Below are 24,008 nucleotides of genomic sequence, written 5' to 3'. Positions count from 1 at the left end.
GTGTCCAGGGCGGTGCGGGCGTGCCCGCGGGCCGGCGGGGTCGTGACGGTGCACGTGACGGTGCAGGTGTCTGGGGCTAAGGAGTGAATGGCAGTGGCGGGATCGGCGGGAAACGCGGCGTTTGACCTGTACCAGCCGTCGGAGGAACACATCATGCTCCGGGAGACGGTGCGCTCCCTCGCCGAGGCGAAGATCGCGCCGTTCGCGGCCGCGGTGGACGAGGAGTCCCGTTTCCCGCAGGAGGCGCTGGACGCGCTGCGCGCCGCCGACCTGCACGCGGTGCACGTCCCGGAGAGCTACGGCGGCGCGGGTGCCGACGCCCTCGCCACCGTCATCGTGATCGAGGAGGTGGCGCGGGTCTGCGCGTCCTCGTCGCTGATCCCGGCGGTGAACAAGCTGGGCTCGATGCCGCTGATCCTCTCCGCCTCGGAGGACCTGAAGAAGCGCTACCTGGCCCCGCTCGCCAAGGGCGACGCGATGTTCTCGTACTGCCTGAGCGAGCCGGACGCGGGCTCGGACGCGGCGGGCATGAAGACCAGGGCGGTACGTGACGGCGACCACTACGTGCTGAACGGCGTCAAGCGCTGGATCACCAACGCCGGCGTCTCCGAGTACTACACAGTGATGGCGGTGACGGACCCGGAGCAGCGCTCGCGCGGCATCTCCGCCTTCGTCGTCGAGAAGTCCGACCCGGGCGTGTCCTTCGGCGCGCCCGAGAAGAAGCTCGGCATCAAGGGCTCCCCGACCCGCGAGGTCTACTTCGACGACGTCCGCATCCCCGCCGACCGCCTGATCGGCGAGGAGGGCACCGGTTTCGCCACCGCGATGCGGACCCTGGACCACACCCGGATCACCATCGCCGCCCAGGCCCTCGGCATCGCCCAGGGCGCGCTCGACTACGCCAAGGGCTACGTCCAGGAGCGCAAGCAGTTCGGCAAGCCGATCGGGGACTTCCAGGGCGTCCAGTTCATGCTGGCCGACATGGCGATGAAGCTGGAGGCGGCCCGCCAGCTCACGTACGCGGCGGCGGCCAAGTCGGAGCGCGTCGCCGCCGGCGGCAAGGAGGAGGCCCTCACCTTCCACGGCGCCGCCGCCAAGTGCTTCGCCTCGGACGCCGCCATGGAGATCACCACGGACGCGGTCCAGCTCCTCGGCGGCTACGGCTACACGCGGGACTACCCGCTGGAGCGGATGATGCGCGATGCGAAGATCACGCAGATTTATGAGGGCACGAACCAGGTCCAGCGGATCGTGATGGCGAGGAACCTTCCCTAGCAGGTTTTGCAGGTCGGAGGCTTTGCAGGTCAGAGGCTGTTCAAGGGCTTCGGGAGCCCATCACGGCCGCCGCTGCGGAAACCGGGTAGGAGGGCCGGGCGGCCCGGCCCTCCTACCCGATTGCTCCGGCTACCGCATGGGGCAGGCCAGGTCGGGCATCGAGCGGTTCGGGGAGCATGTCACCAGCGCAAGGTGCAGATACGAGGGGCGTTCGAGGTAGAAGCCCCACGACACATCCGTACCTGACTCCAGCCGCTCCGCAGTAGCTGTGACCAATAGGGCCAGCCGAGTGGTGTCGCGATCCCGCTCGGAGGCGAACCGGAGCGCGTACGCGGCCAGCCGCTCCCCGAGCCAGGCCGCCGCCTCTTCGGCCTCGTCCCATGTGCCACGAACCAGGGCGCGGGGTTTGATCAGCCAGTACGACGTTTCGATCGGCGGCAGATCGGACGTCGGGAATTCTGTCACCACTTCCCGGTAGCGCTTGAGTAGGCGTTCCGCCTGTACGTCACCATCGGATACCGGAGCGGGTGGAGGATCAGGGTGTGGGGGACGCCGTAGAGCTTCGTTGTCGAAGCGCTCTTTCGGGCCGGTCCACAGATAGCCGTGGTGGTGCACGAGCCGTTCCCGTTCGAGAGATGCCAGCCGGGCCGAATCCATGGACGGGGGATGAATACGGCCCGGCTGGTGGAGGGGGAGGATCAGACGGTCAGGCCGAAGCGCGCCGGGTCGATACCGGCCGCGTCCAGCTCCTCCGTGGTGAACCGCAGCGGCTCCGCGTCCGGCCGCTTGCTGTCCCCGAGGGCCCAGGCGTCGCCGCCGATGCGGGCCAGGGTCACGCATCCTTCCGTGCAGGGGCCGCCGCACGCCTTCACGAACGAGGCCCCGCTGATGTCGAGCGCGTACAGTTCACTCCTGTTCAGCATCACTGCACCTTCCTGCTCAACTGATCGCGGTCATGGCTGACCGCCGCCGCCCGGGTCGGACGGGAGCCCATGGGAGGAGAGGGAGAGACTTCAGCGCCTGGAACCTTGGCCGCGTTTCGTGCAGTGCCAGCACTCGCATGGCGGCCAAGCGCTTGTGAGCAGCGGTGGAAGATCGTCCGTCGTGGCCACGGCTTACTCCGGCCCGCAGGTCTGCCTGGCACGTCCGTGCTGTCGTGTGGGTTCCAGGATCGGCAGTTCTCTCTTCGCTCTCCACGGCGCTATCTTCGGCGGGCCATGGATGCGGCTCTAGCCTGTTTCCTGTTCCCGCAAGAAGTCGTCGCGGATACCTTCGACCAGGCCACGCATGTCGTCACCGGACAGCGCCACCTGTTCGAACCCGTGGAATTTCTCTACGTAGATTTCCACGTCCCTGGGGTCGGTGACGAGCACCTCGGCGTGGACCGTCTCGACGGTGACCAGGCGGTTGTCCCGGATGGCGAACGAGTGGTTCGCGATGTCATGCTGCTGAACGCTCAACGGGACTACTTGGATGTCGATGTGAGACAGACGCGACATCGAAACGATTCGGTCCAACTGGGCAGCCATCATCGACGGCGGGACGAGCCGCCACCGTAGAACGGGTTCCGTGATCACGAACCGCAATGACTTGGTGTTGTCGTAGAGGATTGCTTGGCGTTCCAACCGGCCTCTGACGGTGCGGTTGAGGGTATCTTCACTCAGACTGTGACGTTGCAGGACAGCCCAAATGTACTCAGGAGTCTGGAGCAGACCCGGAACCAGAGCTGGTTGGAACATCCGCAGCACTGACATCTGGGCTTCAAGAGCCTTGACCTCCTGCTGACCCTTGTGGACTCCAACCCGTTTCAACAGCCGCCACTCGGTCGTCTCGGTGCCGGCCGTTCGAGCGGCGTCGGTGTACTCGGCCTTGATCTCCTCGGACACGCCGATGGAAATCAGAATGCGTTCGACGTCCGTCGCGCTGGGCGCCAGCTTCGCATTCTCGATCTTGGAGAGCTTGGACGGAGACATGAGAGCGCCACGGGCGACCGCTTTGGCTTCCTTCCCGGATGCCTGACGCAGCGCCCGCAGCGCGGCCCCCAACTGTGCCCTGTTCACGCCCCGTACTTAGCCCACCATTCCGTGAAGGGCTCCGCATGGGTGAGTGCCGAGTCACGGTGCCCGGCGAATTCCGCCGTTCGTTCCGATGACAGGACTTCCGAGCCCAGGTACTTTCCGGCGCCGTCGTAGTTCATCACGGCCACGGACTCGGAGTCGAAGAGCCAGAAGTCAGGTACGTTCTGCAGCGGGTTCGACCTGTCGGTAATGTCCAGAATGAAGAACTCCTCACCCCCGGACATGTTCTTCTGGTATCCCCACCCGAGTTCGAACCTAAGATAATCCGTGAGCGGGCGGCGCAGAATGTGAACCCGGTAGACCCGTTTCCCTTTTCCTGTGTGTGAGCGGAGTTCTTCGACCCAGCCCGCGTTGTAGTCGTCCGGCTGCGGCTCCCCGGCCAGGAACGCGTGATAGGCATCGACGTTCCCCGACTTGCTGTAGTCGTCGAGGGTTTCGAGCCGGAACGCCGCATGCTGGAACGCGTCGAAGAGGTCGCCGAGGGTCCTAGACGAGGTTGTCACGGATAGCCTTTTGGATCAGTTCCATCGGGATCTCGACCAGAGTTTCGTGAGCGGGAATCTGAAGCCCGTGGTCGGTCGGAGTCTCTCCCTGGACCAAGAGCGTGCCGCGATCCGTCGCGTAGATCGTCGGACAGTCCGTGATGTCGCACGTGCTGACCAGCTTGGTGACCTTCATGGTCTGTTCCCCTCTCCGGTGCTGCCAGTACACCGCATCTGCGTTGATGCTCCCGAGGCCAGGGCGCGGGGGTCAAGCGATCACGGTTGACGGAACGGGAAAACCGCGTAACCTCCCCGCAGCCTGCCGCTCCTCCGACCGGTCGGGGAGGCTGCGGCCGGTACCGCGCCGACCTCGACCGGCCCCCTGTTCCAGGGCTCTGACTTGCAAGGACACCCCTCTTGGCAGAGCCCTTCCTCGCCTTTCCCCATGATCGTCAGAAATGGTCGCAGAGTTCATCGGAATCGACCCCGACACGGACCGGACCACTGCCCCACCGTGCGGACGGACGTGGAGGCTCAGAAGATCTTGTTGCAGGGGTGGAGTCGAGCACCGAGAAGATGGAGTAGTCGTTGGACGACGAGATAACTTCAGACCCGGCAGCCCTGAAGCTGTGCTCCGCCGCCTTCGAAACGGTCTGGGAGCGAGCGATCCCGCACCACCTGTACAAGATCTGACGAAAAGCCAGGCCCTGCCTCCCTGTGGCCGCAGTGCCTCGCGATGTCCCGCCGGGCATTCGGCGGAGTACGGTTCGGATTGTCCAGGTCCGAACGGAGGTGCCAGTATGTCCGAGAGCGGTGACACCCGTATCGGTCGGCACGTCCGAGACCTCCGAAAGCGGCGGGGCCTCGCACGGCGAGAGCTGGCCACCGCCTCAGGAGTCTCCCTCTCCACTATCCGGAAGCTGGAGCAGGGGAGCGCGGGAGACACCAGGTTGGAGACGGCACGTGCTCTGGCCATGGCCCTACGTGAGTACCAGCATGCTTCTGCGCCGTGACACAGCCCCGACGGACGAGCCAGCCGGTGGCCACTGGGCTCCGGTACGTGCCGCGCTGATGGCACCGCCGCCGCCGCGTACGTCAGTGACGATGCGCCCGCCCCTGGGGGTTGCGCGCGGCTCTCCAAGACGCTGACCCGCTCTTCGCCCATGACCAGTTCGCCGAACTGGCCGTGGTCCTGCCATCGAAATGGCTGCCTCAGCAGCGTTACGCACGGGACATCATGGCTCGGATCACCAAGCGGCGTCGGACGTTGACAACGGAGATGCGCGAGTTGGCTGACGTGACAGGCGTACCGCTGTGATCTGCTGACGGTCAGTGGCACTTCCACAGGTCAGGCGGGCAATGTGCCCTTGAGGCCCCGTGCCGGCGCCCCGTATTTGACATGAGGAGAGTCACAGAAAGTGATCAATCGTGTACGGCGTCCGAAATGGACGACCCTGTGCACTCTGACGTCGAGTCGACGCGCGCCGCTGCGGCCGAGTTGCTCGACGAAACTGCGCCGCTACCGCGATCCGAAGACCTCGGCGAGATGACCATGCGGTTGCGCGGCTACGCGCAGGTGCTGATCCCCTGCGGGAGGACGCCGCCAGGTTGCTGCCGGAGTACGACGGTGGGCGGATCCGTGTCCAGTTGTCCGTGGAGAGCGCCCGTGTGCGCTTGGCCTCGTCGCCGGGTGTGGGGCTGGTGTCCGCGACGCAGCACGCCCGGAGCCTCGCCCGGGAGGTGGCGTGGTTGTGCGACCACTACAAGACGCTGGCCGTCACCGGCTCGGCCGGGGAGTCGGCATGAGGGGCATGGCGAGCGGTGCCGTGAGCGCGGCGCCGCGGTGCGCGGAGTGGAGGATCGGGCCCGCGCGGGACCGCCGGGGACACCTTGTGGCCCCCAACCGTGCGGTGGGCGACGGACGGCGCCGGGGCCGGGGGACTCACAGCCCGAACAGCCGCGCCCCGTTGTCGTGGCAGACCGCGCGGAGCCAGGCCGGGCCCAGGCCGGTCTGTTCCAGGGCCGTGAGGGCGTCGGCGTACGGATAGGGGATGTTGGGGAAGTCGGTGCCGAGGAGTATGCGGTCGGCGAGGGCGGCGAGGCGGGGGAGTGCGGTCCGCGGGAAGGGGGCCTCGGACTCCACGAAGGGCGTGAACGCCATGGTGGTGTCCAGCATCACCCGCTCGTGCCGCTCGGCCAGGTCCAGGAACTCCTCGTACTCCGGCATGCCCAGGTGGGCGACGACCAGCCGCAGCCGGGGATGGCGGGTGAGCAGTGCCGCGATCGGGCCCGGGCCGGTGAAGGCGCCGGGCACGGGGCCCGAGCCGCAGTGCGTCACCACCGGCACCTCGGCCTCGGCCAGCAGCCCCCAGGCCGCGTCGAGCACCGGGTCGTTGGGGTCGAAGCCGCCGACCTGCACATGGCACTTGAAGACCCGCGCGCCCTGCTCCAGCGCCCGGCGCACGTCGGCGGCGGCCTCCGGCTCCGCGAAGAACGTCGCCGAGTGCAGGCAGTCGGGGGTGCGGGCGGCGAAGTCCGCCGCCCAGTCGTTCAGCCACCGGGCCATGCCCGGCCGGTGCGGGTAGAGCAGCGAGGTGAAGGCCCGGACGCCGTAGCCCCGGAGGATCGTGAGGCGCCGCTCCTCCCGTTCCCGGTAGGTGATCGGCCAGGGGCGGCCGACCAGCGGCCCGGCCGCGTCGAAGTACGCCCAGACCTTGGTCAGGACGCGCTCCGGCATGAAGTGGGTGTGGATGTCGACGAGGGCGTCCAGTCCGAGCGACCCGCGGAACTCCGCGACCCGGCCGCGGTCGGCGGGCGCGGCGGCGGCCTGCGCGGCGCCGGACGCCCCGCCCGGGGCCGCGTCCGGCGTACGGGCCGCGTCCGGCGTACGGGACACGCCCGGCGCGCGGGACACGTCCGGCGTACGGGACTCGCCCGGCGCGCGGAACACGTCCGGCGTACGGGACTCGCCCGGCGCGCGGAACACGTCCGGCCGTCCGTCCTGCGCCGTGGTGCCGCTCGTGGGGGTCATGGTGGGGGTGGTGGGGGTGTTCTCCTGCACGTCCTGCCTCGCTGGGGGTCCCGGCGGCCGGCTGCCGCCCCGCCCGGCACCGTACGCCGACGGCCCGCCGACGTGATCGGCGGGCCGTGGTGGCAGGGGGCGGAGAACGGGGCTCAGTTGCCCGACACCGTCACCTTCTCGTCGTTCTTCAGCTCGTCCACCAGCGTCTTGACCTTCGCCTTGTCCCAGAGGAGGTTGCCGCCGACGGAGCCGGAGACCGGCATGTTCATCTGCTTGCCCTCGCCGCCGGAGACGCCCTTCATCGCCCAGAACATGGAGGCCAGGTCCCACAGGCTCATGTCCTTGTCGACGATCAGCGAGTCCAGGCCCGCACCCAGCACCGGGTACAGCTTGAACGGGTTGAGCACCGTCGACGGGGTGGCCACCTGGTGGGCGAGGGCCGCCAGGAACTTCTGCTGGTTCTTGGTGCGTTGCAGGTCGCTGGCGGCGAACGCGTGCCGGGTGCGGACGAACGCCAGCGCCTGCTGGCCGTTGAGCGTCTGCTTGCCCGCCTTGAAGTCCGCGCCCGAGTACTTGTCCTTGAAGCCCTGGTCCAGGGTCATCTCGACGCCGCCGACCGCGTCCACGATGTTCGCGAACCCGGCGAAGCCGATCTCCGCGTAGTGGTCGATGTGCAGGCCGGTGTTGTACTCGATCGTGCGCACCAGCAGTTCCGGGCCGTCCTCTGCGTAGGCGGCGTTGAGCTTGGTGTGCCGGCCCGTGCCCGGGTACGTCTTGCCTGACTCGGAGCCCTTGAAGGTGGGGATCTCGACGTCGGAGTCGCGCGGCAGCGAGATCATCGTGTCGCCGTTGTCGCCGACGTGCAGGATGATCATCGAGTCCGTGCGCTTGCCCTCCGCCGACCCGGTGTGCAGTTCCTTCTTCTGCTCGGCGGACATGCCCTCGCGGCTGTCGGAGCCGACGATCAGGTAGTTGGTGCCCTTGCCCGCCGCGGGCCGGTCGATCACCTTCGAGAGGTCGACGTCCCTGCGGAGCTTGGAGTCGGCCCAGAAGTAGGTGCCGATGGACGCCACGACCACGACGACGACCACGGTGAGCACGGTCCACTTGATCCGGCGGCCCCAGTTCGGGCGGGGGCGCGTGCCGGCGGTGTACCCGTCGTAGCCGTCGTACCCGCCGCCGCCCGGGCCGCGGCGCTGCGGGGAGCCGTAGACCTGGCCCGAGCTGTAGCCGCTGTCGTAGGGGCCCTCCGGGCCCTCGAAGCCGTCCGCGTACGGGCCGCCCGGTCTGCCGGTCGGCTGCGTCGGGATGACCGGCGGTCTGGCGGGGGCGCCCGGCGGGACGGACGGGCGGGGCCGGGGCGCCTGCCCGCGCGGGACGCGCCGCATCACGCGCGCGCCCTCCGGCTGTGTGCTGCCGCTGCCGCGCCCGTAACGGTCCTGGCCGTTCTGGTCGGGCCAGCCCCCGCCGTTCCCGGTGCCGCCCGGACGGGAGGAGCCCCCTTGCCATTCACTCATACGGGCCAGTGTGCAGGCTCCTGCCAGGGCGCTTACAGGGCGCGAGGAGCTCTGCGCCCGTGCTGTTGCAGAGCTGATGCAAAGTTCCGGGGGCCGGAGGCGGCAAAGGGGTTGGGGGACGCGGTATGCGGGCGTCCCTCACATAGGGGCCGGGGGTGCGCTGGTCGTGTGGTAGACGGCATACGTGAGGTGCGTCACATATGTGGTCGGACGTGCTCGGATGTATTCGGAGGTACGGGGTGCGCTGGGTGCGCTGGGGCCGGTGGCGATCTTCAGGTCCCGTCGTGGTCGCTCGCGCAGTTCCCCGCGCCCCATTCGGGGTGCCTCCGGCGCTCAGCGTGTGTCGTCGAGGTGGTGCCGGCCTTGCGCCGCGGCAGTCCCCGACTGCCCGAAAGCCAGGGCGCCTCCGGCGCCCACCGGGACCCCGGACGACCGGTGCGGCGCCCGAATCAGGTGCAGGCCACCTGGTCCCCCCTCACCGCCCCCGCCCGCCCCGCGTCCGGATCCTCGCCGTGGACGCGGGTGACCGCCCGGAAATCCGCACCGGCGATTACCGTGAGGACGGCCCCCCGCCCGGGAGCGGCCCGCAGTTCACTGCCGGGCAGGGCCGTGGCGAGGGCTTTCGCGGAGCGGTTCCAGCGGGGGTCGTAGACGATGACCGTGCGCCGGGCCCCGCGCTCCTGCGCGGTCCGCGGCGTGCCCGTGGTGCGGAAGCCGGTGGACCTGAGCGCGGCGTCCACGCGCCGGGCGAGACCGGGCGTGGTCGTGCCGTTCTCGACCTGCACCCGGATGCCCTCCGGGGCGACGTCCACCACCCGGGCCCGCTGGGCGGCCGTGGCAGGGGCGAGCGGCCGGTCTTCGCGGATCGCGTCGAACAGTTCCCGCGCCTTCGCGCCGTCCCACCGCACGGTGTCGCCGAGGCCCCGCACGGGACGCCCCGCCTCCCGGACCGGCACCGTCGCGAACTCGGACGACGACGGCGTGAAGCCCCGCATCGCGCGCCCCAGGTCCAGCATCTCGGGCGGCCCGAAGCCGCCGTCCGCGCGGACCGACCCCAGCACGGTCCGGGTGAGCTCGGTGAACTTCACCGGGTTCAGCAGCACCCCCGACGACGTGGCCGCGGAGATCAGCGAGGCGAGGAAGCGCTGCTGGCGCTGCACCCGGCCCAGGTCGGACGCGCCGTCCACATGCCGGGAGCGCACGTACTGCAGCGCCTCCCCGCCGTTCAGCAGGTGCCGGCCCGCGCCCAGGTCGAGGCCCGTGTAGGCGTCCCGCAGCCGGGTGGGCGTGCAGATCTCCACGCCGCCCAGCACGTCCACCGTCTTCATGAAGCTGGTGAAGTCGACCTCCAGGTAGTGGTCGATCTTTACACCGGTCATGTGCTCGACGGTGCGCACGGTCAGCGGCGGGCCGCCCTCCGCGTACGCGGCGTTGATCTTGATGGGGTGGGCGGGCAGCTGCCGGCCGGTGGCCGGGTCCCGGCGGGCGGGGACCTCCGCGTACGAGTCCCGGGGCAGGCTCACCACACTGGCCCGGCTGCGGTCCTCCGAGACGTGCACGATCATCATGGTGTCCGTGCAGTGGCAGGGCGCGCCGCCCAGCCGGTAGGCGGCCCGCTCCGCCGGTGTGATCCTGTCCCGGCCGTCGGTGCCGACCAGCAGGACGTTCATGCCGTGGCCGGGCTCCGGCCGGTTCTTCATGTCCTTGAACGGGTCGACCCGGTCGATGCCGCTGTCCAGGCTGCTGACCACCGCGTGCCCGATGCCCGCCGCGGCCAGCACCAGTACGGAGATCGTGGTCGCGGTGCGCATCGCCCAGCGGGGCCTGCGGCGGCGCCGCACCGCCCGGGGCGGCGGAGCCCCGGGCCCACGCCGCTCGGCCGCACCGGGAGCCGGCGCCTGCGCCGGTGCCGCCGGCGGCCGGGGGCCCCGCGTCCGCCGGGCGGGGACGGGTGGCGGGGTGCGGCGCGGCGGATGCGGGGGGCGTGCGGGGCGTGCTGTCGAGCGGGGCGGCGTGGGCACAGGGCTACCTCCGCGGTGCGGGGCCGGACGATCGCCCAGAACAGTACGTCCATACGACATCCGGCCCGGGTCCGCGACCGGACGGCGCGCGCCGGTGTCCCCCGGACGCGCGCCGGTGTCCCCCGTACGCGGTAACGTGACGGGCTGATGCCGCCGTGCCGCGGGGGCCCGGGCCGTCTCGGCCCGCCGCCGCGGCCGGGCGCCACCAGGGCGTACCGCCGCTCCGGGCGGCGCCCGGCGCCCGGCGGCAGCCGCGCCCCCGGCCGAGAGAACGCGGAAAGAAGCTCGAAAGCAGCCATGGAATCCCTCACGTCCCGCCCCGCGGACCACAAGCCCGTCCCGGTCTCCGTGATCATGCCGGTCCTCAACGAGGAGCGGCATCTGCGCACCGCGGTGCAGGCGATCCTCGCCCAGAGCTACGACGGCGACCTGGAGGTCGTCATCGCGCTCGGCCCCTCCACGGACCGCACCGACGAGATCGCCGCGGAACTGGTCCGCGAGGACCCGCGGGTGCACACGGTCCCCAACCCGACCGGCCGCACCCCCGCCGCGCTGAACGCCGCGATCAAGGCGTCCCGGCATCCGGTCGTGGTCCGCGTGGACGGCCACGGCATGCTCTCGCCCGACTACATCGCGACGGCGGTGCGGCTGCTGGACGAGACCGGTGCGCAGAACGTCGGCGGGGTGATGCACGCCGAGGGCGAGAGTGACTGGGAGCGTGCCGTGGCCGCCGCGATGACGTCCCGGATAGGCGTGGGCAACGCCGCGTTCCACACCGGCGGCGAGGCGGGTCCCGCGGAGACCGTGTACCTGGGCGTCTTCCGGCGGGAGGCCCTGGAGCAGCAGGGCGGGTACAACGAGGAGTTCATCCGCGCCCAGGACTGGGAGCTGAACTTCCGGATCCGTCAGGCCGGGGGCCTGATCTGGTTCTCGCCCGAGTTGCGGGTCTCCTACCGGCCGCGGCCGACGGTACGGGCGCTGGCCCGCCAGTACCGGGACTACGGCCGCTGGCGCCATGTGGTCGCCCGGTACCACGAGGGCTCCATCAACCTCCGCTACCTGGCGCCCCCGACGGCTCTCTGCGCGATCGTGGCGGGCGTCGTCGTGGGCGCGGCCGTCACCCCGTGGGCCCTGCTGGTGCCCGGCGCGTACGTCGCCGGCATCGTGGCCGGCTCCGTCCCGGCGGGCCGCGGCCTGGGGCCGCGGGCACGCGCCTGGATCCCGGTGGCGCTGGCCACCATGCACATGTCGTGGGGCTGGGGCTTTCTGACCAGCCCCCGTTCCCTGGCGAGGCGCGTCAAGGCCAGCCGCCGCGGAGCGCCCCGATAGCAGCGCGGGGAACCGCGCGACCGACCACGACGACCCTGCGGGTCCGGGGGCGCCTCCCACGCCCTTGAAGGTGGTGTGGGCCGTCGCCCACCGCCTCCCACGCCTTGAAGGCAGTGGGGGACGGCCCGGAGGGGCAGTCTCCGCCGTGTCCGGACCACCGGCCCGTGGTGGGTGCTCGCGCAGTTCCCCGCGCCCCTGCCGGGGTGGCCGGAGGCCGAGGGGAGTCGTCAGAACGAGTACGCCGGGTTGACGTGCATGCACGCGGACGAGTCCGCGCCGTTGAGCGGATCCGCGGACTTGGGCGTCTTGTCGCCCACGGCGTCGGAGGACTGCTTCGGATAGGGCCCCGCCATCCGCCAGTCCGCCCCCACCACCAGCGTCACACCGGTGACATCGGTGGAGCGGACCACCGACCCGAGCGGAATGCCGAGCGCCTTGGCGACGCGCTGGGCGTCGCCCTCCAGGTCCGCGGTGGGGTACCGCACCACCGTGTGCTGTTCGCCGAGCGGCGTCGTCGGATCCGCGACGGCCCGGGTGAAGCCCTGCTGGGCGAGCCGTGCGGCCACCGCCGCGGCCCGTCCGGTGACCGGCGCCAGCGCCGGCGTCCTGGTGCCGTTCTGCACCCGCACGCCGATCTCGCCGTCGGGCGCCGCCGGATCGTCGGAACCCTTCGCCTGCGCCGGCTTCTTGTCCTTGACGCCCTTGCCGTCCAGCGGGATGTCGTCGCGGATCAGCCGGAAGAGCTGGTCCGCGTCGCCCGGCTTGGGCTCCACCCGCGCCCCGACGTAGTCGAACGGCATGGTGGTGCTGGTGATGCGATCCGCCGGCACCTTCTTCAGCTCGTTGCTGAGGTCGTACAGCTTCTTGACGGTGTTCAGGCCCTCGTCGACGCGGAGCGCCTTGGTGGCCTCCTCGGCGATGCTGCGCAGCTTGGCCGGGTTGGACAGGGTGGCGTTCTTGCGCAGCTCGCGCACCATCGCGTTCATGTACTGGTGCTGGGCCTTGGTGCGCGCGATGTCGCTGCCGTCCTCGAAGCCGTACCGGGTGCGCAGCCACTGCAGGGCCTGCTCGCCCTTCACGTAGTGCGTGCCCTTGGTCAGCCTCAGCCCCGAGCCGTGGCCCTGGCTGTCCTTGGAGTAGATGTTGGCGTCGACGCAGACGGGGACGCCGCCGATCGCGTCGGCCATGGACACCACGCCCGCGAAGTCGACCATCATGAAGTGGTCGATGTGGATGCCGGTCAGCTGCTCCCACGTGGCGACCGTGCAGCCGGGCCCGCCGCGCTCCAGCGACGCGTTCACCAGCGTCCGTTCCGTGGTGGCCGGATACACCCGGCCGGTGGTCGGGTCGGTGCACTGCGGGATCCGCACGAGCGTGTCCCGCGGCATGCTCACCACCGACATGTTGGTGCGGTCGGCCGAGAGGTGCACCAGCATCTGGACGTCCGCGCGCGGTGCGCCGCCGAAGGTGTCCCGGGCGCCGCCGAGCTTCTGGTTCTCCTTGGAGTCCCGGGCGTCCGAGCCGATCAGCAGGATGTTCAACGGGGTCTGGCCGGCCGCGTTCGGCGTGGGCGGCGGAGCCTTGTGGTCGCCGATGTTCAGCGGATCGGTGCGGATGTTGTGGTTGAGGTGCTGGTAGTACAGGTAGCCCGCGCCCGCGGTGCCGAGTATCAGCACCGACAGGACGGTCGCCGACCAGCGCAGCACTCGCCGGCCGCGCCGGGGCCCCGCGCCGGCGGCCCGCCGCTCAGCCCCGGCCGCCGTACGCGCCCCGGCCGGGGCGTCACGCCCGCCGCCTCCGGCGCCCGGTGGGCCGGTGGCGGCCCCGGGGCCCTCCTCGTACAGGCTGTCGTCCCAGCCCAGCTCGTGGGCCTGACGGACCGCGTGGGCCCGACGGGACCCGTGAGCCTGACGGACCGCATGGCCGCCGGCGCCGACGGCCATGCCGTCGCCGCGCACACCGCTCTGCCTCATGCCCTGCCTCCCCACCCTGCGTCGCTTCGGGCCCCCTACTCCCGGTTAGACGCACAAAACCCCTTGAGGGTTACTTGGCACAGACCGCCTTGTCGGCCTCCACCTTCTGGATTCCCTCCGGCGCCTTCGACGGAGCGGCTATGGGCACCCCCGCGCCCTTGAAGTCCTGCCCCAGCGTGAGGATGACCGCGGGCAGTCCCTGGTCGTTCTTCTCGCTCTTGCCCGGCTTCATCGCCGAGGCGGGCAGCCCCATCAGGTCGGCCAGCTCACGCGCCTGGTCGGCCTGGTCCGGGGAGTATTCCAGCGTGGTCTTCTTCAGGGTCTCAGGGGCGTTGCCCAGCTGGCTGGACTTGAGGACGCCCTCGGTGTTCTGGAGCCAGGTCAGGGTCTCCTGGGCGGAGCCCGCGGGGGCGCCGCCGTTGTAGATGTTGACGCGCACCTCGGACGCGGCCGACTTGGGGCCCTTGAGGCGGTCCGCCGCTTCCTTCTTCTGCGCCGACTCCTTCTTCTTGACCTCCGTCAGCGACACGTCGTCGCGCATCATCGCGAAGAGCGGGTCGGCCTGCGCCTTGTTGACGACCACGGTCGCGTGCACTATCTCGTCCGGGTTGTCCACCACCGGCAGCGTGGCGAAGGTGATGTTCTTCGGCGGCACCTTCTTCAGCTCCAGCGCGACGTCCTTGAGCGTGCTGATGTGGCCGATGCCGGTGTCCACGGTGAGCGCCTTGGTCGCCGTCTCCGCGAGGCTCGTCAGCTTGGTGGGGCTGGTGAGGGTGTCGCTGGACGACATCTTCCGCATCAGCGAACCCAGGAACTGCTGCTGCACCTTGATGCGGTCCAGGTCGCCCTCGTTGCCGAAGCTGTGCCGGGTGCGGACGAACGCCAGCGCCTGCTCGCCCTGGATGTTGTGGTGGCCCGCGGAGAGCTTCAGGTGCGACTCGGGGTCGTCGACGTCCTTCCCCAGGCAGATGTCGACGCCCCCGACGGCGCTGCTCAGCGTCTTCACCGCGTTGAAGTCGGCCATCATGAAGTGGTCGACGTGGATGCCGGTGAGCTGGTCGACGGTGCGCATGGTGCAGCCCGGGTCGCGGCCGTCCTGGCCGAGGCTGGTGTTGAACCGCACGTGCTGCGTACCCGGAATGATCCTGGTGGAGCCGTCGGGCTGCTTCGTCGGGCAGTCCGGGATGTCGGTGATCAGGTCCCGGGGGATGCTCAGCGCGGTGGCGTTGGAACGGTCCTTGGCGACGTGCAGCAGGATGTTGGTGTCGGCGTGGCCGACGCTGCCCTTGTCGCCGTAGCCCTCGTTGCCCTTGCCGGTGCGCTTGTCGGTGCCGATCAGCAGGATGTTGAAGGCCGCGTCCTTGGCGAAGCCCTGGCTGCCCGCGCCCGCGACGTCCGTGGTGTTGATGTTGCCGTCCAGGTGCCGGTAGTAGAGGTACCCGGCCGCCGACGCGCCCACCAGGACGAAGGCCATGACGCCGCCGGTCCACAGCAGCGCCTTCTTCGCGGCGGACTTCTTCCTGGGCCTGCCCCGGCGCCGGCCCGGCGGCTCCTGGACCGGACGCCGCCTGCGCTGCCCCGGTACCCGCGGGGTCTCCTGGTCCTCGTACGGCGGCGCTCCGCGCCCGCCCGCGCGCCGGCCGCCGGGGCGTTCGACGGTCGGCATGCGCTGCGTGGCGCCGTCCTGCCCTGCCGCGCGCCCCGGGGAGCGCGGGCCCTGCCGCGCGCTCTGCTCGCCGCCGGGGCGCCCTGCCCCGCGGGCGCCGCGCCCGGGGCCGCGCTGGCCCGGCATGGGTGACTGCCCAGCGGAGGGATTCAGTCGCAGCTCGTAATCACCGGTGTCCGGGTTCAGTACCCACTGGTCTGCGGGGTCGATGTCGTCCGACCGCCCACGGCCTTGCGCGTCCACGGTTGTCCGTCCTCCGTCGGGGCCACGCGGCGCCTTCCCCCTTGCCTGTTGTCAAGGCGCTCGGTGAGTCGTCCAGCAGTGCGCGACCGAAGCGGCCTGATGCACCGGAGCGCTCACACTATCCGCCCACTTCAGTACGGGACGACGGCGGTGACGAATTCCACGCCCCTACAACCGGGCAATCCCCCGCAATTCCTCGAAACGAAGGTGCCCGATTGGCTTTCGCTTTACTCGTCCCGGGTGTACGGGCGTGGCCCGGCGTGCCGCGGCCGCTCAGCCGCAGGTGTCCTGTGCGGCCGTATTGCCCGGGAATGTCGGGGCGGGAGAGCGGGTCGGGCCGCCGCCCCTGCCGTGCGCGCCCTTCCGTGGCGGCCGGACGACCTCCACAGGGGCGTCCGTACGGAGCCGGTCGAAGAGCTTCTCTGCACGGTTCTGTACGAGTTGGTCCCGGTTTGCATTGCCGGGGTACGGGCGGCGTGGCACCGTCAGGAACTGGGTGCGTCCTGTAGGAATGTTGCGCACGCCTCTGACCAGGTCGTAAAGGCTCCGCAGGCGCGCCAGGCCCGGATCGGTCGTCAGGGACGAGGTGGCCGCGTCCAGGACCGGGTAGAGCCGGCCCGGGTTGAGCAGCACGCCGTTGCTGCGCACCTTGGCCATCAGGGCGCCGAGGAAGCGCTGCTGGCGGTCCATGCGGCCGGTGTCGCTGCCGTTGCCCAGGGTCTTGCGCGCCCGTACATAGCCCAGCGCCTGCTCACCGTTGAGTATCTGCCGTCCGGCCCGCAGGCTCAGATGGGCGTCGGCGTCGCGCATCGGCTCCCGCAGGCAGACCCCTACGCCTCCCACGGCGTCCACCAACCGCTTGAAGCCCCGGAAGTCGACGATCACGTAGTGGTCGACGCGGATGTCGGTGAGCCGCTCGACGGTCCGCACGGCGCAGGCCGAACCTCCGGTCTCGAAGGCGTAGTTGAACATCGCGTACATCGGCTTCGTCACGGTGCCGTCCCGTCTGCGGCAGGCGGGCACCCGCACCATCAGGTCGCGCGGTACGGACACCGCGGTGGCCCGCCGCCGGTCGGCGGCCAGGTGCAGCAGGATGGTGGTGTCCGAGCGCTGGGTGCCGTCGTCGCGGCCGTATGTGCGGTTGGCGGCGCCGGCCCGGCTGTCCGAGCCGATCAGCAGGATGTTCTGGGCACCCCGCACCAGCGCCGTGGGCCGCTCCTTCTCGTACCGCTCCAGCTCGGCCGCCGCGCCCGTGTCCGCGGTGATGTTGCCGTTCAGCTTCTCGTACGCGACCCATCCGGCGCCCCCGGCGCCGAGCACGAGGGCGGCGCCCGCGGTCGCGGTCCAGCGCAGCCAGCGGCTCCTGCGCCGGCGGCGGGCGGTTCCGGCGCCGCTCGGGGTCGAGCCCCGGCGGCGGGGGCGGCCGCGACGGGCGGCCGGTCCCGGCGTGCCGTCGCCCGGCCCGGCCGGCCCGGCCGGCCCGCCCGGCCCGCCCGGCCGGCCGGACTCCGGCGGCATGCCCTCGGTGTCGGCCACGTGCGCATCCACCCCTTGGGACGACGGCGGGAAACCGGCCCGACGGCGACTTTCGGCCGCGGCCCGGTCCGTTCCTACGACCATCACCCGCGAACGCCCCGGCGGCGCGCGGGCGGTGCGGCGCACTGCGCCGAACGGGTGGCGTCCGAGGGCCGGCGTCCGGTGGGGGTGCTGGGAGAGGGGGGCGGGGAACTGCGCGACCAGCCCTCCACGGGCGGTGGTGGTGAAGGGGGCCGTAAGGGGCTGGGTCTGGGGCGCGCCGCAGGCGTGTGGTGTGGGTGTCGGGGGTGCTTGTGTCTGTGAGGGGGGGTGCCGCTTGTGGTTTGTGTCCGGTCAGCGTCCGGTGGGGGGTGCTGGGAGAGGGGGGCGGGGAACTGCGCGACCAGCCCTCCACGGGCCGGTGGTGGTGAACGGGGCCGCAACGGGCTGGGCCTCGGGCGCGCCGCAGGCGCGTCCCGCGGCGGAGCCGCACAATGCCGCAGCCCCGCGCCGGGGCGCCCTACCGGGCGATGGCCGTGACCCGCTCGGACTCGACGCGCTTGTCAAGGGCACCCTCGACCAGGGCATCCGCGTTGCGGCACAGCACCACGGACCCGCCGGCCGCCAACGGTGCGTACAACCCCGCGCTCAGGCCGTCCCAGGTGTCGTACCCGCGGGTGGACAGCAGCCGGGAGCCGGGCCCCGTCAGGCCGAGCCCGGGCGCGTCGGCGGCGGCCCGCGCCGCGACCTCCGCACCTGACAGCTCCGCCCCGGCGACGACCAGCGCGGGCGCGGCGGGGTCGACGGGCGCGAACGGGCTGAAGCGGTCGCCCTGCCCCGGCACCTCCACCGCGTAGTCGGTGAACCCCTCCGGCGGTTGCGGGAAACGCCCGCCCAGCGGGCGCAGCGCCAGCGCCACGCGCTCCCCGCGGCAGGCGCGCGCCGCGTCGAGCGCGTCAGGTCCGCTGACCACCAGGTCCGCCTCCGCCGGGTCCCCGCCGACGTCCGCGACGACGCCCACCGAGGAGCAGGCGAGCAGCCACACCGCCGTCTGCCAGTGCGCGGGCAGCAGCAGCGCGAGCCGGTCGCCGGGCTCGGCCGCCAGCTCGTCCTGGAGGAGGTTCGCCGTCTTGGCCACCCAATTGGCGAAGGTCGCCACGGACAATTCGACGCGTTCACCCGTCGCGTCGTCGTAGAAGGTCACCAGAGGGCGGCCCGGGTCGGCGGCGAGTGCGGATCGCAGCAGGTCGGCGGGGGTGCGGTCGGTGGTGTTCACGCCGGTGAGCATACGCGTGCACCGGCCGGGCGCGGCCGTGCGGGGGAACGCGGGGCCACCCGGATGGGCCGACGGCGCTTCGCTGCGGCCAGGGTCCGCGCCTCGGGTGAAATGGACAGTTTCGTTGCTGTCTGTAAACGATCGGATGCATGCGTGGATTTCTTCTCTCCTCAGCGGGCGCCACATGCGTGGCCGCCCTTGCCCTGCCCTTCGCCCTCACGCCCGGAGCCAGGGCGGCCACCGCGGCGCCGTCCGCGCCCCCCGCCGCCCCTGCCTCCGGCGGCACCCAGTCCCTGCCCCTGGTCCCGCTCGCCGCGGGCCGGGCCCTCGGCGACGTCCCCGCACAGGGCCTGATGCGCGGTCATGTGCGTCCCTTCTCGCTCGTCGGCGTCGCGTGGGACGACCCGGACGCCCCCCTCGCCGGACGGGTCCAGGTCCGCACCCGCCCGGCCGGCGGGAAGGCCTGGTCGCGCTGGCGGGACGTGGCGGTACAGGGCCACGAGCACGCGCCCGACCCCGGCTCCGCCGAACGCACGGGGCGCCGGGTGCGCGGTGCCACGGCCCCCCTGTGGGTGGGCAGGTCGGACGGTGTGCAGGTCCGGGTGACGCCGGCGGCGACGGGCGGCAAGGGCGCGCCGGCCGCCCGGGGCCGCCCGGCCGGGACCGGGACCCGGGGGGCCGCGGGGCGCACGGCGAGGACCCTGCCGGCCGGGCTGCGGCTCGAACTCGTCGACCCGGGCGGGCCGGGCGAGGCACCCGTGATCCGGGAGGCACCCGCGACCCGTGAGCGGCAGGCGATCCGCGAGAGGCCACCGGCCCGCGAGAGGCCCGCGACTCGCGAGGCACCCGCGCCCCGTGAGACGCCCACGGCGGGCGCAGCCGCGGAGGACGGAGCCGGAAGGGACGGAGTCGGTCAAGGCGGGGCCGGAAAGGGGGGAAGCGGTCAGAGCGGAACCGGGAACGAAGCAACCGGGAAGGAAGGAGAAGGAACCGGAAAGGAAGGAACCGGAACCGAAACCGGTCACGGCGAGCACGCGACCGCGCCGGGAACCGCGGCGGGAGCCGCCGTGCAGGGAGCGGCCGTGCAGGGAGGAGCCGTGCAGGGAGGAGCCGCGGCACCGGGCACCGCGCGCCCCGCCGGACTCGCGCATGCGAGCGCGCCGCGGCCGGTCATCGTCAGCCGTGCGGACTGGGGCGCCGACGAGAGCCTCAGGGAGAGCGGCTTCCGCTACACCGACACGGTGAAGGCCGCCTTCGTGCACCACAGCGACAGCGGCAACGACTACTCCTGCGCGCAGGCCGCCGAGGTGGTCCGCGGCATCTACCGCTACCACGTGGAGACCCAGGGCTGGCGGGACATCGGCTACAACTTCCTCGTCGACAAGTGCGGAACCGTCTACGAGGGCCGGGCCGGAGGCGTGGACAGGCCGGTGATGGGCGCCCACACCATGGGGTTCAACACCGACAGCACCGGCATCGCCGTCCTCGGCAGCTTCACCGACACCGACCCGCCCCAGGCCGCCCTGGACTCGCTCGCCCGGCTCGCCGCCTGGAAGCTCGGCCTGACCGGCGCCGACCCCGAGGGCACCACCCTCCTCACCTCCGACGGGGGCAACCTGTTCCCCAAGGGCGAGCAGGTCCGGCTGAACGTGATCTCGGGACACCGGGACGGCTACAACACCGACTGCCCCGGCACCCGGCTGTACGACAGGCTCGGCACGATCCGCAGCAGCGCGGCGGCGCTACAGGGCCGGTGAGAGCGGAGTCGTCGAGAGCAGGGCTGTTGAGGGCACGGTCGTCGAGGGCAGAGGCGCGCGGGCGGGACAGGCCCGCAGGCATGCAGGCATGCAGGCATGACGCAGGTACGCAGGCAGGGGCAGGGGCAGGGGCAGGGGCAGGGGCAGGGGGCTCAGGGGCGCACAGGGGCCAGGGGCACAGGCACAGGTCGCGGAGCGCGGAGGAGGGCCGCCGGGGTGCCGCTCAGGCCGGTCGCCGCCGGACCGTCTGCCTAAACTGGCCGGCCGGAACAACCTCCGGCCGGCCCCAGCAGGAAGCAGAGACGACGTGACAGAAGCGATCCTTCTGGTCGGGGGCAAGGGCACCCGGCTGCGCCCGCTCACGGTGAACACGCCCAAGCCGATGGTGCCGGCCGCCGGTGTGCCGTTCCTCACGCACCAGTTGGCGCGGGCCCGGGCGGCGGGCGTCGAGCACATCGTCCTGGCGACGTCCTACCTGGCGGAGGTCTTCGAGCCGTACTTCGGCGACGGCTCCGGGCTCGGGCTGCACCTGGAGTACGTCACCGAGCGGGAGCCGCTCGGCACCGGGGGCGCGATCCGCAACGTCTCCTCCCGGCTGCACTCGGGCCCCGACGACCCGGTGCTGGTCTTCAACGGCGACATCCTCACCGGTCTCGACATCCGTGCCCTGATCGCCGCCCACGACGCGGCCGGCGCGGATGTGTCGCTCCATCTGACGCGGGTCCCCGACCCGCGTGCGTACGGCCTGGTCCCCACCGACGCCACCGGGCGTGTGCTGGCCTTCCTGGAGAAGCCCAGCACGCCCGAGGAGATCGTCACCGACCAGATCAACGCCGGCGCGTACGTCTTCCGGCGCTCGGTCATCGACACCATCCCCGAGGGCCGTCCGGTCTCGGTGGAACGGGAGACGTTCCCGGGGCTGCTGGCCGCCGGGGCCCACCTGCAGGGCATGGTCGACTCCACGTACTGGCTGGACCTGGGCACCCCGGAGGCCTTCGTCCGCGGCTCCGCCGACCTCGTCCTGGGGCGCGCACCGTCGCCGGCGGTGCCGGGGCGCTGCGGGGACCGGCTCGTCCTGCCCACGGCACGGGTCGCGCCGGGCGCCAAGCTGAGCGGGGGGACGGTGGTGGGGGAGCGCGCGCTGATCGGCGCGGGCGCGCGGCTGACGGGCAGCGCGGTGCTGTCCGGCGCGGTGGTGGAGCCGGGTGCGGTGGTCACCGACTCGCTGATCGGCGAGGGTGCCCGGGTGGGCGCGCGCACGGTCGTCACCGGAGCGGTCATCGGCGACGGGGCGTCGGTCGGCGCCGACAACGAACTGCTCGCCGGGGTCCGCATCTGGTGCAACGCGTCGCTGCCGGCGGGCGCGGTCCGGTTCTCCTCCGACCAGTGAGCGGCGGCCCCGGGCGGGGACGCGGTCTGCGGGCGGGGCCGCGGAGCCCTGCGGGGCGGGGCGCTCGCGGGCGGGACGCGGGAGACGCGCGGGCCGGGACCGGGGAAAGGGGGAACCGCCCCCGGCCGGGAGACCGGGGGCGGTGGTGTCGACGGGGTCGGCTCAGTAGCCGTGGCCCTTGACGTCGATGTCGACGTTCCGCGAGCAGTCGATGTTGTCGTTGTTGGTCGACAGGATCGGGACGTCGATGACGCGGATGCTGTTGCAGTTCAGGACGTTGTTGTCGTTGCTGATGTCGTCCTGGGCAGCAGCAGTTCCGGCGGCAACGCCCGCCAGCGCCAGAGCGGTGAACGAGGTGGCGAGGGTCTTCTTGAGCATCATGTTTCTTTTTTCTCCTTGAGGAGTGGGGGAATTCCGCGGATGCGAAGTCCACGTTTGGTGGCGTCGGCCGACTGGCCCACATCCGTTCACCCCGGAGGGTGTGCGTTCTGTGGGAGTCAGTATCCGGCGTTGCCAATTGGTGAACGAACCGGAGGCCCGCCAGGTATTGATCCGAACGGGTGCCGTTTCATCGTCCTACCGGATCGGAGCCGTATTCGTTTCCGGCGCCTCGACTTCCTCGACATGCCGCACATTCGTTGAGCAGTCGATGTTGTCGTTGCTCGTTGACAGGACAGGGACGTCGGCAAGGCGCAGGTTGAGACAGTTGAGCACCTGTGCATCGTTGACGAGAATCACGTCGTTGTCGGCCTGCGCGACGCCGGAGCCGGCGGCGAGCAGGGTCGCCGAGGAGAGCGACACAGCGGCGATTCTTTTCAGGATCACAGAAGCCTCTGTTCGTATCGGAGCGCTTTGCTTGGTTCGTCTCGCGACACATTCGGGAGATGGCCCGTATGCCGGACAGGCAGTGCTTGCACTGTGTTCTGCCTTGTCTGCCTTGTGTGTTACTGCGCTGATAAACGAGAGCGCCCGGCCCGAGTTGTGCTGCCGAATGAGTGAACCGACCGCCGTAAACGTCCGCATGGCCGCGTCCGGGACACGCCGGGGCGTGGTGCTTGAGTTTTCCCGGCCGTGAATGCAGGGGAATTCGGGATTGTGCGGTGGCGTGGCGTCAGAGGGGCGGCGCGGGTGTCGGGAGAGTGGCCCGGATGTCATGAGGGGCGGCGCGGACGTCATGAGGGGCCGGCGCGGGGATCGGGATAGTGGCACGGTGTCGGAGGAGCCGCGCGCGTGAGGGGTCCGGCAGCCGGAGGAGGGGCCGGGGTGAGCGGCCGGCAGCCGGAGAAGGCGCCGGGGTGCCGGGGTGACTGGCCGGGTGTCGGAGGAGGCGCCGGGGTGAGTGGTCCGGGTGAGTGGCGCGGGCGTCAGAGCAGGCCGATGTCCGTGCGGCGCATGCGCGGGGCGCGGCGGGCCGGGGCGCGGCCGCTGAGCAGGATCAGCCGGGCGGCGCGGTGCCGCTGCCCGGCGTACGGCTCCAGCAGCCGCAGCATCTCCGCGTCGTCGGCGGTCCGGTCGCCGTTCAGTGCGTAGCCGACGATGCCGGGCAGGTGGAGGTCGCCGACGGTGACCTCGTCCGGTGCGCCGTGGCTGCGCTGCACGGTCTCCGCGGACGTCCAGGGCCCGATGCCCGGCACCAGTTCGAGCCGGGTGCGGGCCTCGCCGGGCGGCAGGTCCACGGCCTCCTCGAGCCGCCGGGCCACCCGTACCGCCCGCAGGATCGTCGACGACCGCTTCTGGTCGACGCCGGCGCGGTGCCAGTCCCAGGACGGGATCAGCGCCCAGGTGCGGGGCGCCGGCATCACGTGCAGCCGGTCGGGCGCGGGTCCGGGCGCCGGCTCGCCGTAGCCGCGTACCAGTCGCCGCCACGCCCGGTACGCCTCCAGGGTGGTGACCTTCTGCTCCAGCACCGTGGGGATCAGCGACTCCAGGACGAGACCGGTGCGGGTCAGCCGCAGGCCCGGCCTGCGGCGCTGGGTCAGCGCGACGAGGCGGTGCCGGGGGGTGAAGGCGGACGGGTCGTCCGCCGCGCCGAGCAGGTCCGGGAGCCGGTCGAGCAGCCAGGGTGCGCCCGGCCCCCAGGCGGCGGCCTCCACGTCGGCGCCGGAGACCGCCACGCGCAGCGTGCCGGGCCCCGCGGGGGTGCGGGTGGCGCGCCATATCGAGCCGTCCGGCAGCGCGCGGAAGGTGGGGTCGCCGCCGCCCCTGCGCAGCGGCCCGAGCACCAGGCCCAGGTCGAGCGGCCCGGGGGGCGTCCAGCGCCGGGTGAGCACCCGGGGGCGGGGGGCGCCACCGGGAGCGGGCGCCGGGGCGGCGGGCTGCGCGGGCACACCGGGATGCCCGGCGCGCACTGCGGTGCGCGCCGGGTGGCGGGGGGCGAAGCGTCCTGCCACGGTGCACCTCATTTCACGCTACGGCCGCGAAGTGCACCCTACGTGCCTTCGGCACGGGGACGACGGCCCGGGCG

Annotated in this window: 21 protein-coding genes; 6 read left to right on the top strand and 15 right to left on the bottom strand. The window is 71.7% G+C overall.

What is annotated here, in order from left to right; translation table 11 throughout:
- Window positions 1-87 precede the first annotated feature (87 nt).
- A complete protein-coding gene (locus tag ACSMXW_RS14340) occupies window positions 88-1,275 on the top strand; it encodes an acyl-CoA dehydrogenase family protein (protein ID WP_485806671.1) in 1,188 nt (395 codons plus the stop codon).
- Window positions 1,276-1,404: 129 nt separating this feature from the next.
- Here ACSMXW_RS14340 and ACSMXW_RS14335 read toward each other — a convergent pair whose 3' ends face one another.
- The 5 genes from ACSMXW_RS14335 to ACSMXW_RS14315 form a co-directional block, all read right to left on the bottom strand.
- Window positions 1,405-1,890, bottom strand: a complete 486-nt coding sequence (locus ACSMXW_RS14335; protein ID WP_485808028.1) for a hypothetical protein — start codon at window positions 1,888-1,890, stop codon at window positions 1,405-1,407.
- An 83-nt stretch (window positions 1,891-1,973) separates the two neighbouring features.
- Window positions 1,974-2,198, bottom strand: coding sequence for a DUF397 domain-containing protein (locus ACSMXW_RS14330; RefSeq protein WP_485806669.1), 225 nt, complete (start codon window positions 2,196-2,198; stop codon window positions 1,974-1,976).
- A 306-nt stretch (window positions 2,199-2,504) separates the two neighbouring features.
- Complete coding sequence (locus ACSMXW_RS14325) at window positions 2,505-3,335, bottom strand: helix-turn-helix domain-containing protein (RefSeq protein ID WP_485806667.1); 831 nt, start codon at window positions 3,333-3,335, stop codon at window positions 2,505-2,507.
- The gene (locus ACSMXW_RS14320) at window positions 3,332-3,856 is read right to left on the bottom strand and encodes a DUF6879 family protein (protein WP_485806665.1); all 525 of its coding nucleotides are present in this window, start codon (window positions 3,854-3,856) and stop codon (window positions 3,332-3,334) included. Before ACSMXW_RS14320 ends, ACSMXW_RS14325 begins: the two co-directional genes overlap by 4 nt.
- Entirely contained in the window at window positions 3,840-4,031 is a 192-nt protein-coding gene (locus ACSMXW_RS14315) for a hypothetical protein (protein WP_027734738.1), read from the bottom strand. Before ACSMXW_RS14315 ends, ACSMXW_RS14320 begins: the two co-directional genes overlap by 17 nt.
- 604 nt (window positions 4,032-4,635) lie before the next feature.
- Between ACSMXW_RS14315 and ACSMXW_RS14310 the strand changes: the two genes are divergently transcribed.
- Window positions 4,636-4,848: a helix-turn-helix transcriptional regulator gene (locus tag ACSMXW_RS14310; RefSeq protein ID WP_485806663.1), complete on the top strand. Its 213-nt coding sequence runs from the start codon at window positions 4,636-4,638 to the stop codon at window positions 4,846-4,848.
- A gap of 514 nt (window positions 4,849-5,362) precedes the next feature.
- Complete coding sequence (locus tag ACSMXW_RS14305) at window positions 5,363-5,641, top strand: DUF6415 family natural product biosynthesis protein (RefSeq protein WP_485808027.1); 279 nt, start codon at window positions 5,363-5,365, stop codon at window positions 5,639-5,641.
- A gap of 136 nt (window positions 5,642-5,777) precedes the next feature.
- Here ACSMXW_RS14305 and ACSMXW_RS14300 read toward each other — a convergent pair whose 3' ends face one another.
- The 3 genes from ACSMXW_RS14300 to ACSMXW_RS14290 all read right to left on the bottom strand — a co-directional run bounded on the left by ACSMXW_RS14300 (window position 5,778) and on the right by ACSMXW_RS14290 (window position 10,395).
- Window positions 5,778-6,866, bottom strand: a complete 1,089-nt coding sequence (locus ACSMXW_RS14300; protein WP_485806661.1) for an amidohydrolase family protein — start codon at window positions 6,864-6,866, stop codon at window positions 5,778-5,780.
- Window positions 6,867-7,009: 143 nt separating this feature from the next.
- Window positions 7,010-8,374, bottom strand: a complete 1,365-nt coding sequence (locus tag ACSMXW_RS14295) for an LCP family protein (protein ID WP_485806660.1) — start codon at window positions 8,372-8,374, stop codon at window positions 7,010-7,012.
- Between the two features lie 449 nt (window positions 8,375-8,823).
- Window positions 8,824-10,395 carry an LCP family protein gene (locus tag ACSMXW_RS14290; RefSeq protein WP_485806659.1) on the bottom strand — a complete coding sequence of 524 codons (1,572 nt, stop codon included), beginning with the start codon at window positions 10,393-10,395 and terminating at the stop codon, window positions 8,824-8,826.
- 297 nt (window positions 10,396-10,692) lie between these two features.
- Here ACSMXW_RS14290 and ACSMXW_RS14285 point away from each other — a divergent pair, with 297 nt between their 5' ends.
- Window positions 10,693-11,724, top strand: coding sequence for a glycosyltransferase family 2 protein (locus tag ACSMXW_RS14285; RefSeq protein ID WP_485806658.1), 1,032 nt, complete (start codon window positions 10,693-10,695; stop codon window positions 11,722-11,724).
- A gap of 227 nt (window positions 11,725-11,951) precedes the next feature.
- Here ACSMXW_RS14285 and ACSMXW_RS14280 read toward each other — a convergent pair whose 3' ends face one another.
- The 4 genes from ACSMXW_RS14280 to ACSMXW_RS14265 all read right to left on the bottom strand — a co-directional run bounded on the left by ACSMXW_RS14280 (window position 11,952) and on the right by ACSMXW_RS14265 (window position 18,397).
- Window positions 11,952-13,697, bottom strand: a complete 1,746-nt coding sequence (locus ACSMXW_RS14280; RefSeq protein ID WP_485806656.1) for an LCP family protein — start codon at window positions 13,695-13,697, stop codon at window positions 11,952-11,954.
- 70 nt (window positions 13,698-13,767) lie between these two features.
- Window positions 13,768-15,606 (bottom strand): LCP family protein, encoded by a 1,839-nt coding sequence (locus tag ACSMXW_RS14275; protein ID WP_485806654.1) that lies wholly within the window; start codon window positions 15,604-15,606, stop codon window positions 13,768-13,770.
- Window positions 15,607-15,879: 273 nt separating this feature from the next.
- On the bottom strand, window positions 15,880-17,142 hold the full coding sequence (locus ACSMXW_RS14270) for an LCP family protein (RefSeq protein ID WP_485806652.1): 1,263 nt from the start codon (window positions 17,140-17,142) through the stop codon (window positions 15,880-15,882).
- A 499-nt stretch (window positions 17,143-17,641) separates the two neighbouring features.
- Window positions 17,642-18,397 carry a TIGR03089 family protein gene (locus tag ACSMXW_RS14265; protein ID WP_485806651.1) on the bottom strand — a complete coding sequence of 252 codons (756 nt, stop codon included), beginning with the start codon at window positions 18,395-18,397 and terminating at the stop codon, window positions 17,642-17,644.
- Between the two features lie 149 nt (window positions 18,398-18,546).
- On the opposite strand from ACSMXW_RS14265, the gene ACSMXW_RS14260 reads away from it, so the two are divergent.
- Window positions 18,547-20,154, top strand: coding sequence for a peptidoglycan recognition protein family protein (locus ACSMXW_RS14260; RefSeq protein ID WP_485806650.1), 1,608 nt, complete (start codon window positions 18,547-18,549; stop codon window positions 20,152-20,154).
- Window positions 20,155-20,461: 307 nt separating this feature from the next.
- Window positions 20,462-21,544: a mannose-1-phosphate guanylyltransferase gene (gene manB / locus ACSMXW_RS14255; protein WP_485806649.1), complete on the top strand. Its 1,083-nt coding sequence runs from the start codon at window positions 20,462-20,464 to the stop codon at window positions 21,542-21,544.
- Window positions 21,545-21,706: 162 nt separating this feature from the next.
- On the opposite strand, the gene ACSMXW_RS14250 is transcribed toward manB, so the two are convergent.
- The 3 genes from ACSMXW_RS14250 to ACSMXW_RS14240 all read right to left on the bottom strand — a co-directional run bounded on the left by ACSMXW_RS14250 (window position 21,707) and on the right by ACSMXW_RS14240 (window position 23,934).
- Window positions 21,707-21,925 carry a hypothetical protein gene (locus ACSMXW_RS14250; RefSeq protein ID WP_485806647.1) on the bottom strand — a complete coding sequence of 73 codons (219 nt, stop codon included), beginning with the start codon at window positions 21,923-21,925 and terminating at the stop codon, window positions 21,707-21,709.
- 195 nt (window positions 21,926-22,120) lie between these two features.
- The gene (locus tag ACSMXW_RS14245) at window positions 22,121-22,369 is read right to left on the bottom strand and encodes a hypothetical protein (protein WP_485806646.1); all 249 of its coding nucleotides are present in this window, start codon (window positions 22,367-22,369) and stop codon (window positions 22,121-22,123) included.
- A gap of 539 nt (window positions 22,370-22,908) precedes the next feature.
- Window positions 22,909-23,934, bottom strand: a complete 1,026-nt coding sequence (locus ACSMXW_RS14240; protein ID WP_485806644.1) for a DNA-3-methyladenine glycosylase family protein — start codon at window positions 23,932-23,934, stop codon at window positions 22,909-22,911.
- Window positions 23,935-24,008 lie beyond the last annotated feature (74 nt).

The organism is Streptomyces sp. DSM 116793 (assembly GCF_057320905.1).
This window is presented reverse-complemented; position numbering and strand designations above follow the sequence as displayed.

What these genes read in the sequence shown, in the direction of transcription:
- ACSMXW_RS14340 (WP_485806671.1), top strand. Translation starts at nt 88, where the DNA reads ATGGCAGTGGCGGGATCGGCGGGAAACGCGGCGTTTGACCTGTACCAG.
- ACSMXW_RS14330 (WP_485806669.1), bottom strand. Translation starts at nt 2,198, where the DNA reads ATGCTGAACAGGAGTGAACTGTACGCGCTCGACATCAGCGGGGCCTCG.
- ACSMXW_RS14315 (WP_027734738.1), bottom strand. Translation starts at nt 4,031, where the DNA reads ATGAAGGTCACCAAGCTGGTCAGCACGTGCGACATCACGGACTGTCCG.
- ACSMXW_RS14310 (WP_485806663.1), top strand. Translation starts at nt 4,636, where the DNA reads ATGTCCGAGAGCGGTGACACCCGTATCGGTCGGCACGTCCGAGACCTC.
- ACSMXW_RS14300 (WP_485806661.1), bottom strand. Translation starts at nt 6,866, where the DNA reads ATGACCCCCACGAGCGGCACCACGGCGCAGGACGGACGGCCGGACGTG.
- ACSMXW_RS14295 (WP_485806660.1), bottom strand. Translation starts at nt 8,374, where the DNA reads ATGAGTGAATGGCAAGGGGGCTCCTCCCGTCCGGGCGGCACCGGGAAC.
- ACSMXW_RS14285 (WP_485806658.1), top strand. Translation starts at nt 10,693, where the DNA reads ATGGAATCCCTCACGTCCCGCCCCGCGGACCACAAGCCCGTCCCGGTC.
- ACSMXW_RS14280 (WP_485806656.1), bottom strand. Translation starts at nt 13,697, where the DNA reads ATGAGGCAGAGCGGTGTGCGCGGCGACGGCATGGCCGTCGGCGCCGGC.
- ACSMXW_RS14260 (WP_485806650.1), top strand. Translation starts at nt 18,547, where the DNA reads ATGCGTGGATTTCTTCTCTCCTCAGCGGGCGCCACATGCGTGGCCGCC.
- ACSMXW_RS14250 (WP_485806647.1), bottom strand. Translation starts at nt 21,925, where the DNA reads ATGATGCTCAAGAAGACCCTCGCCACCTCGTTCACCGCTCTGGCGCTG.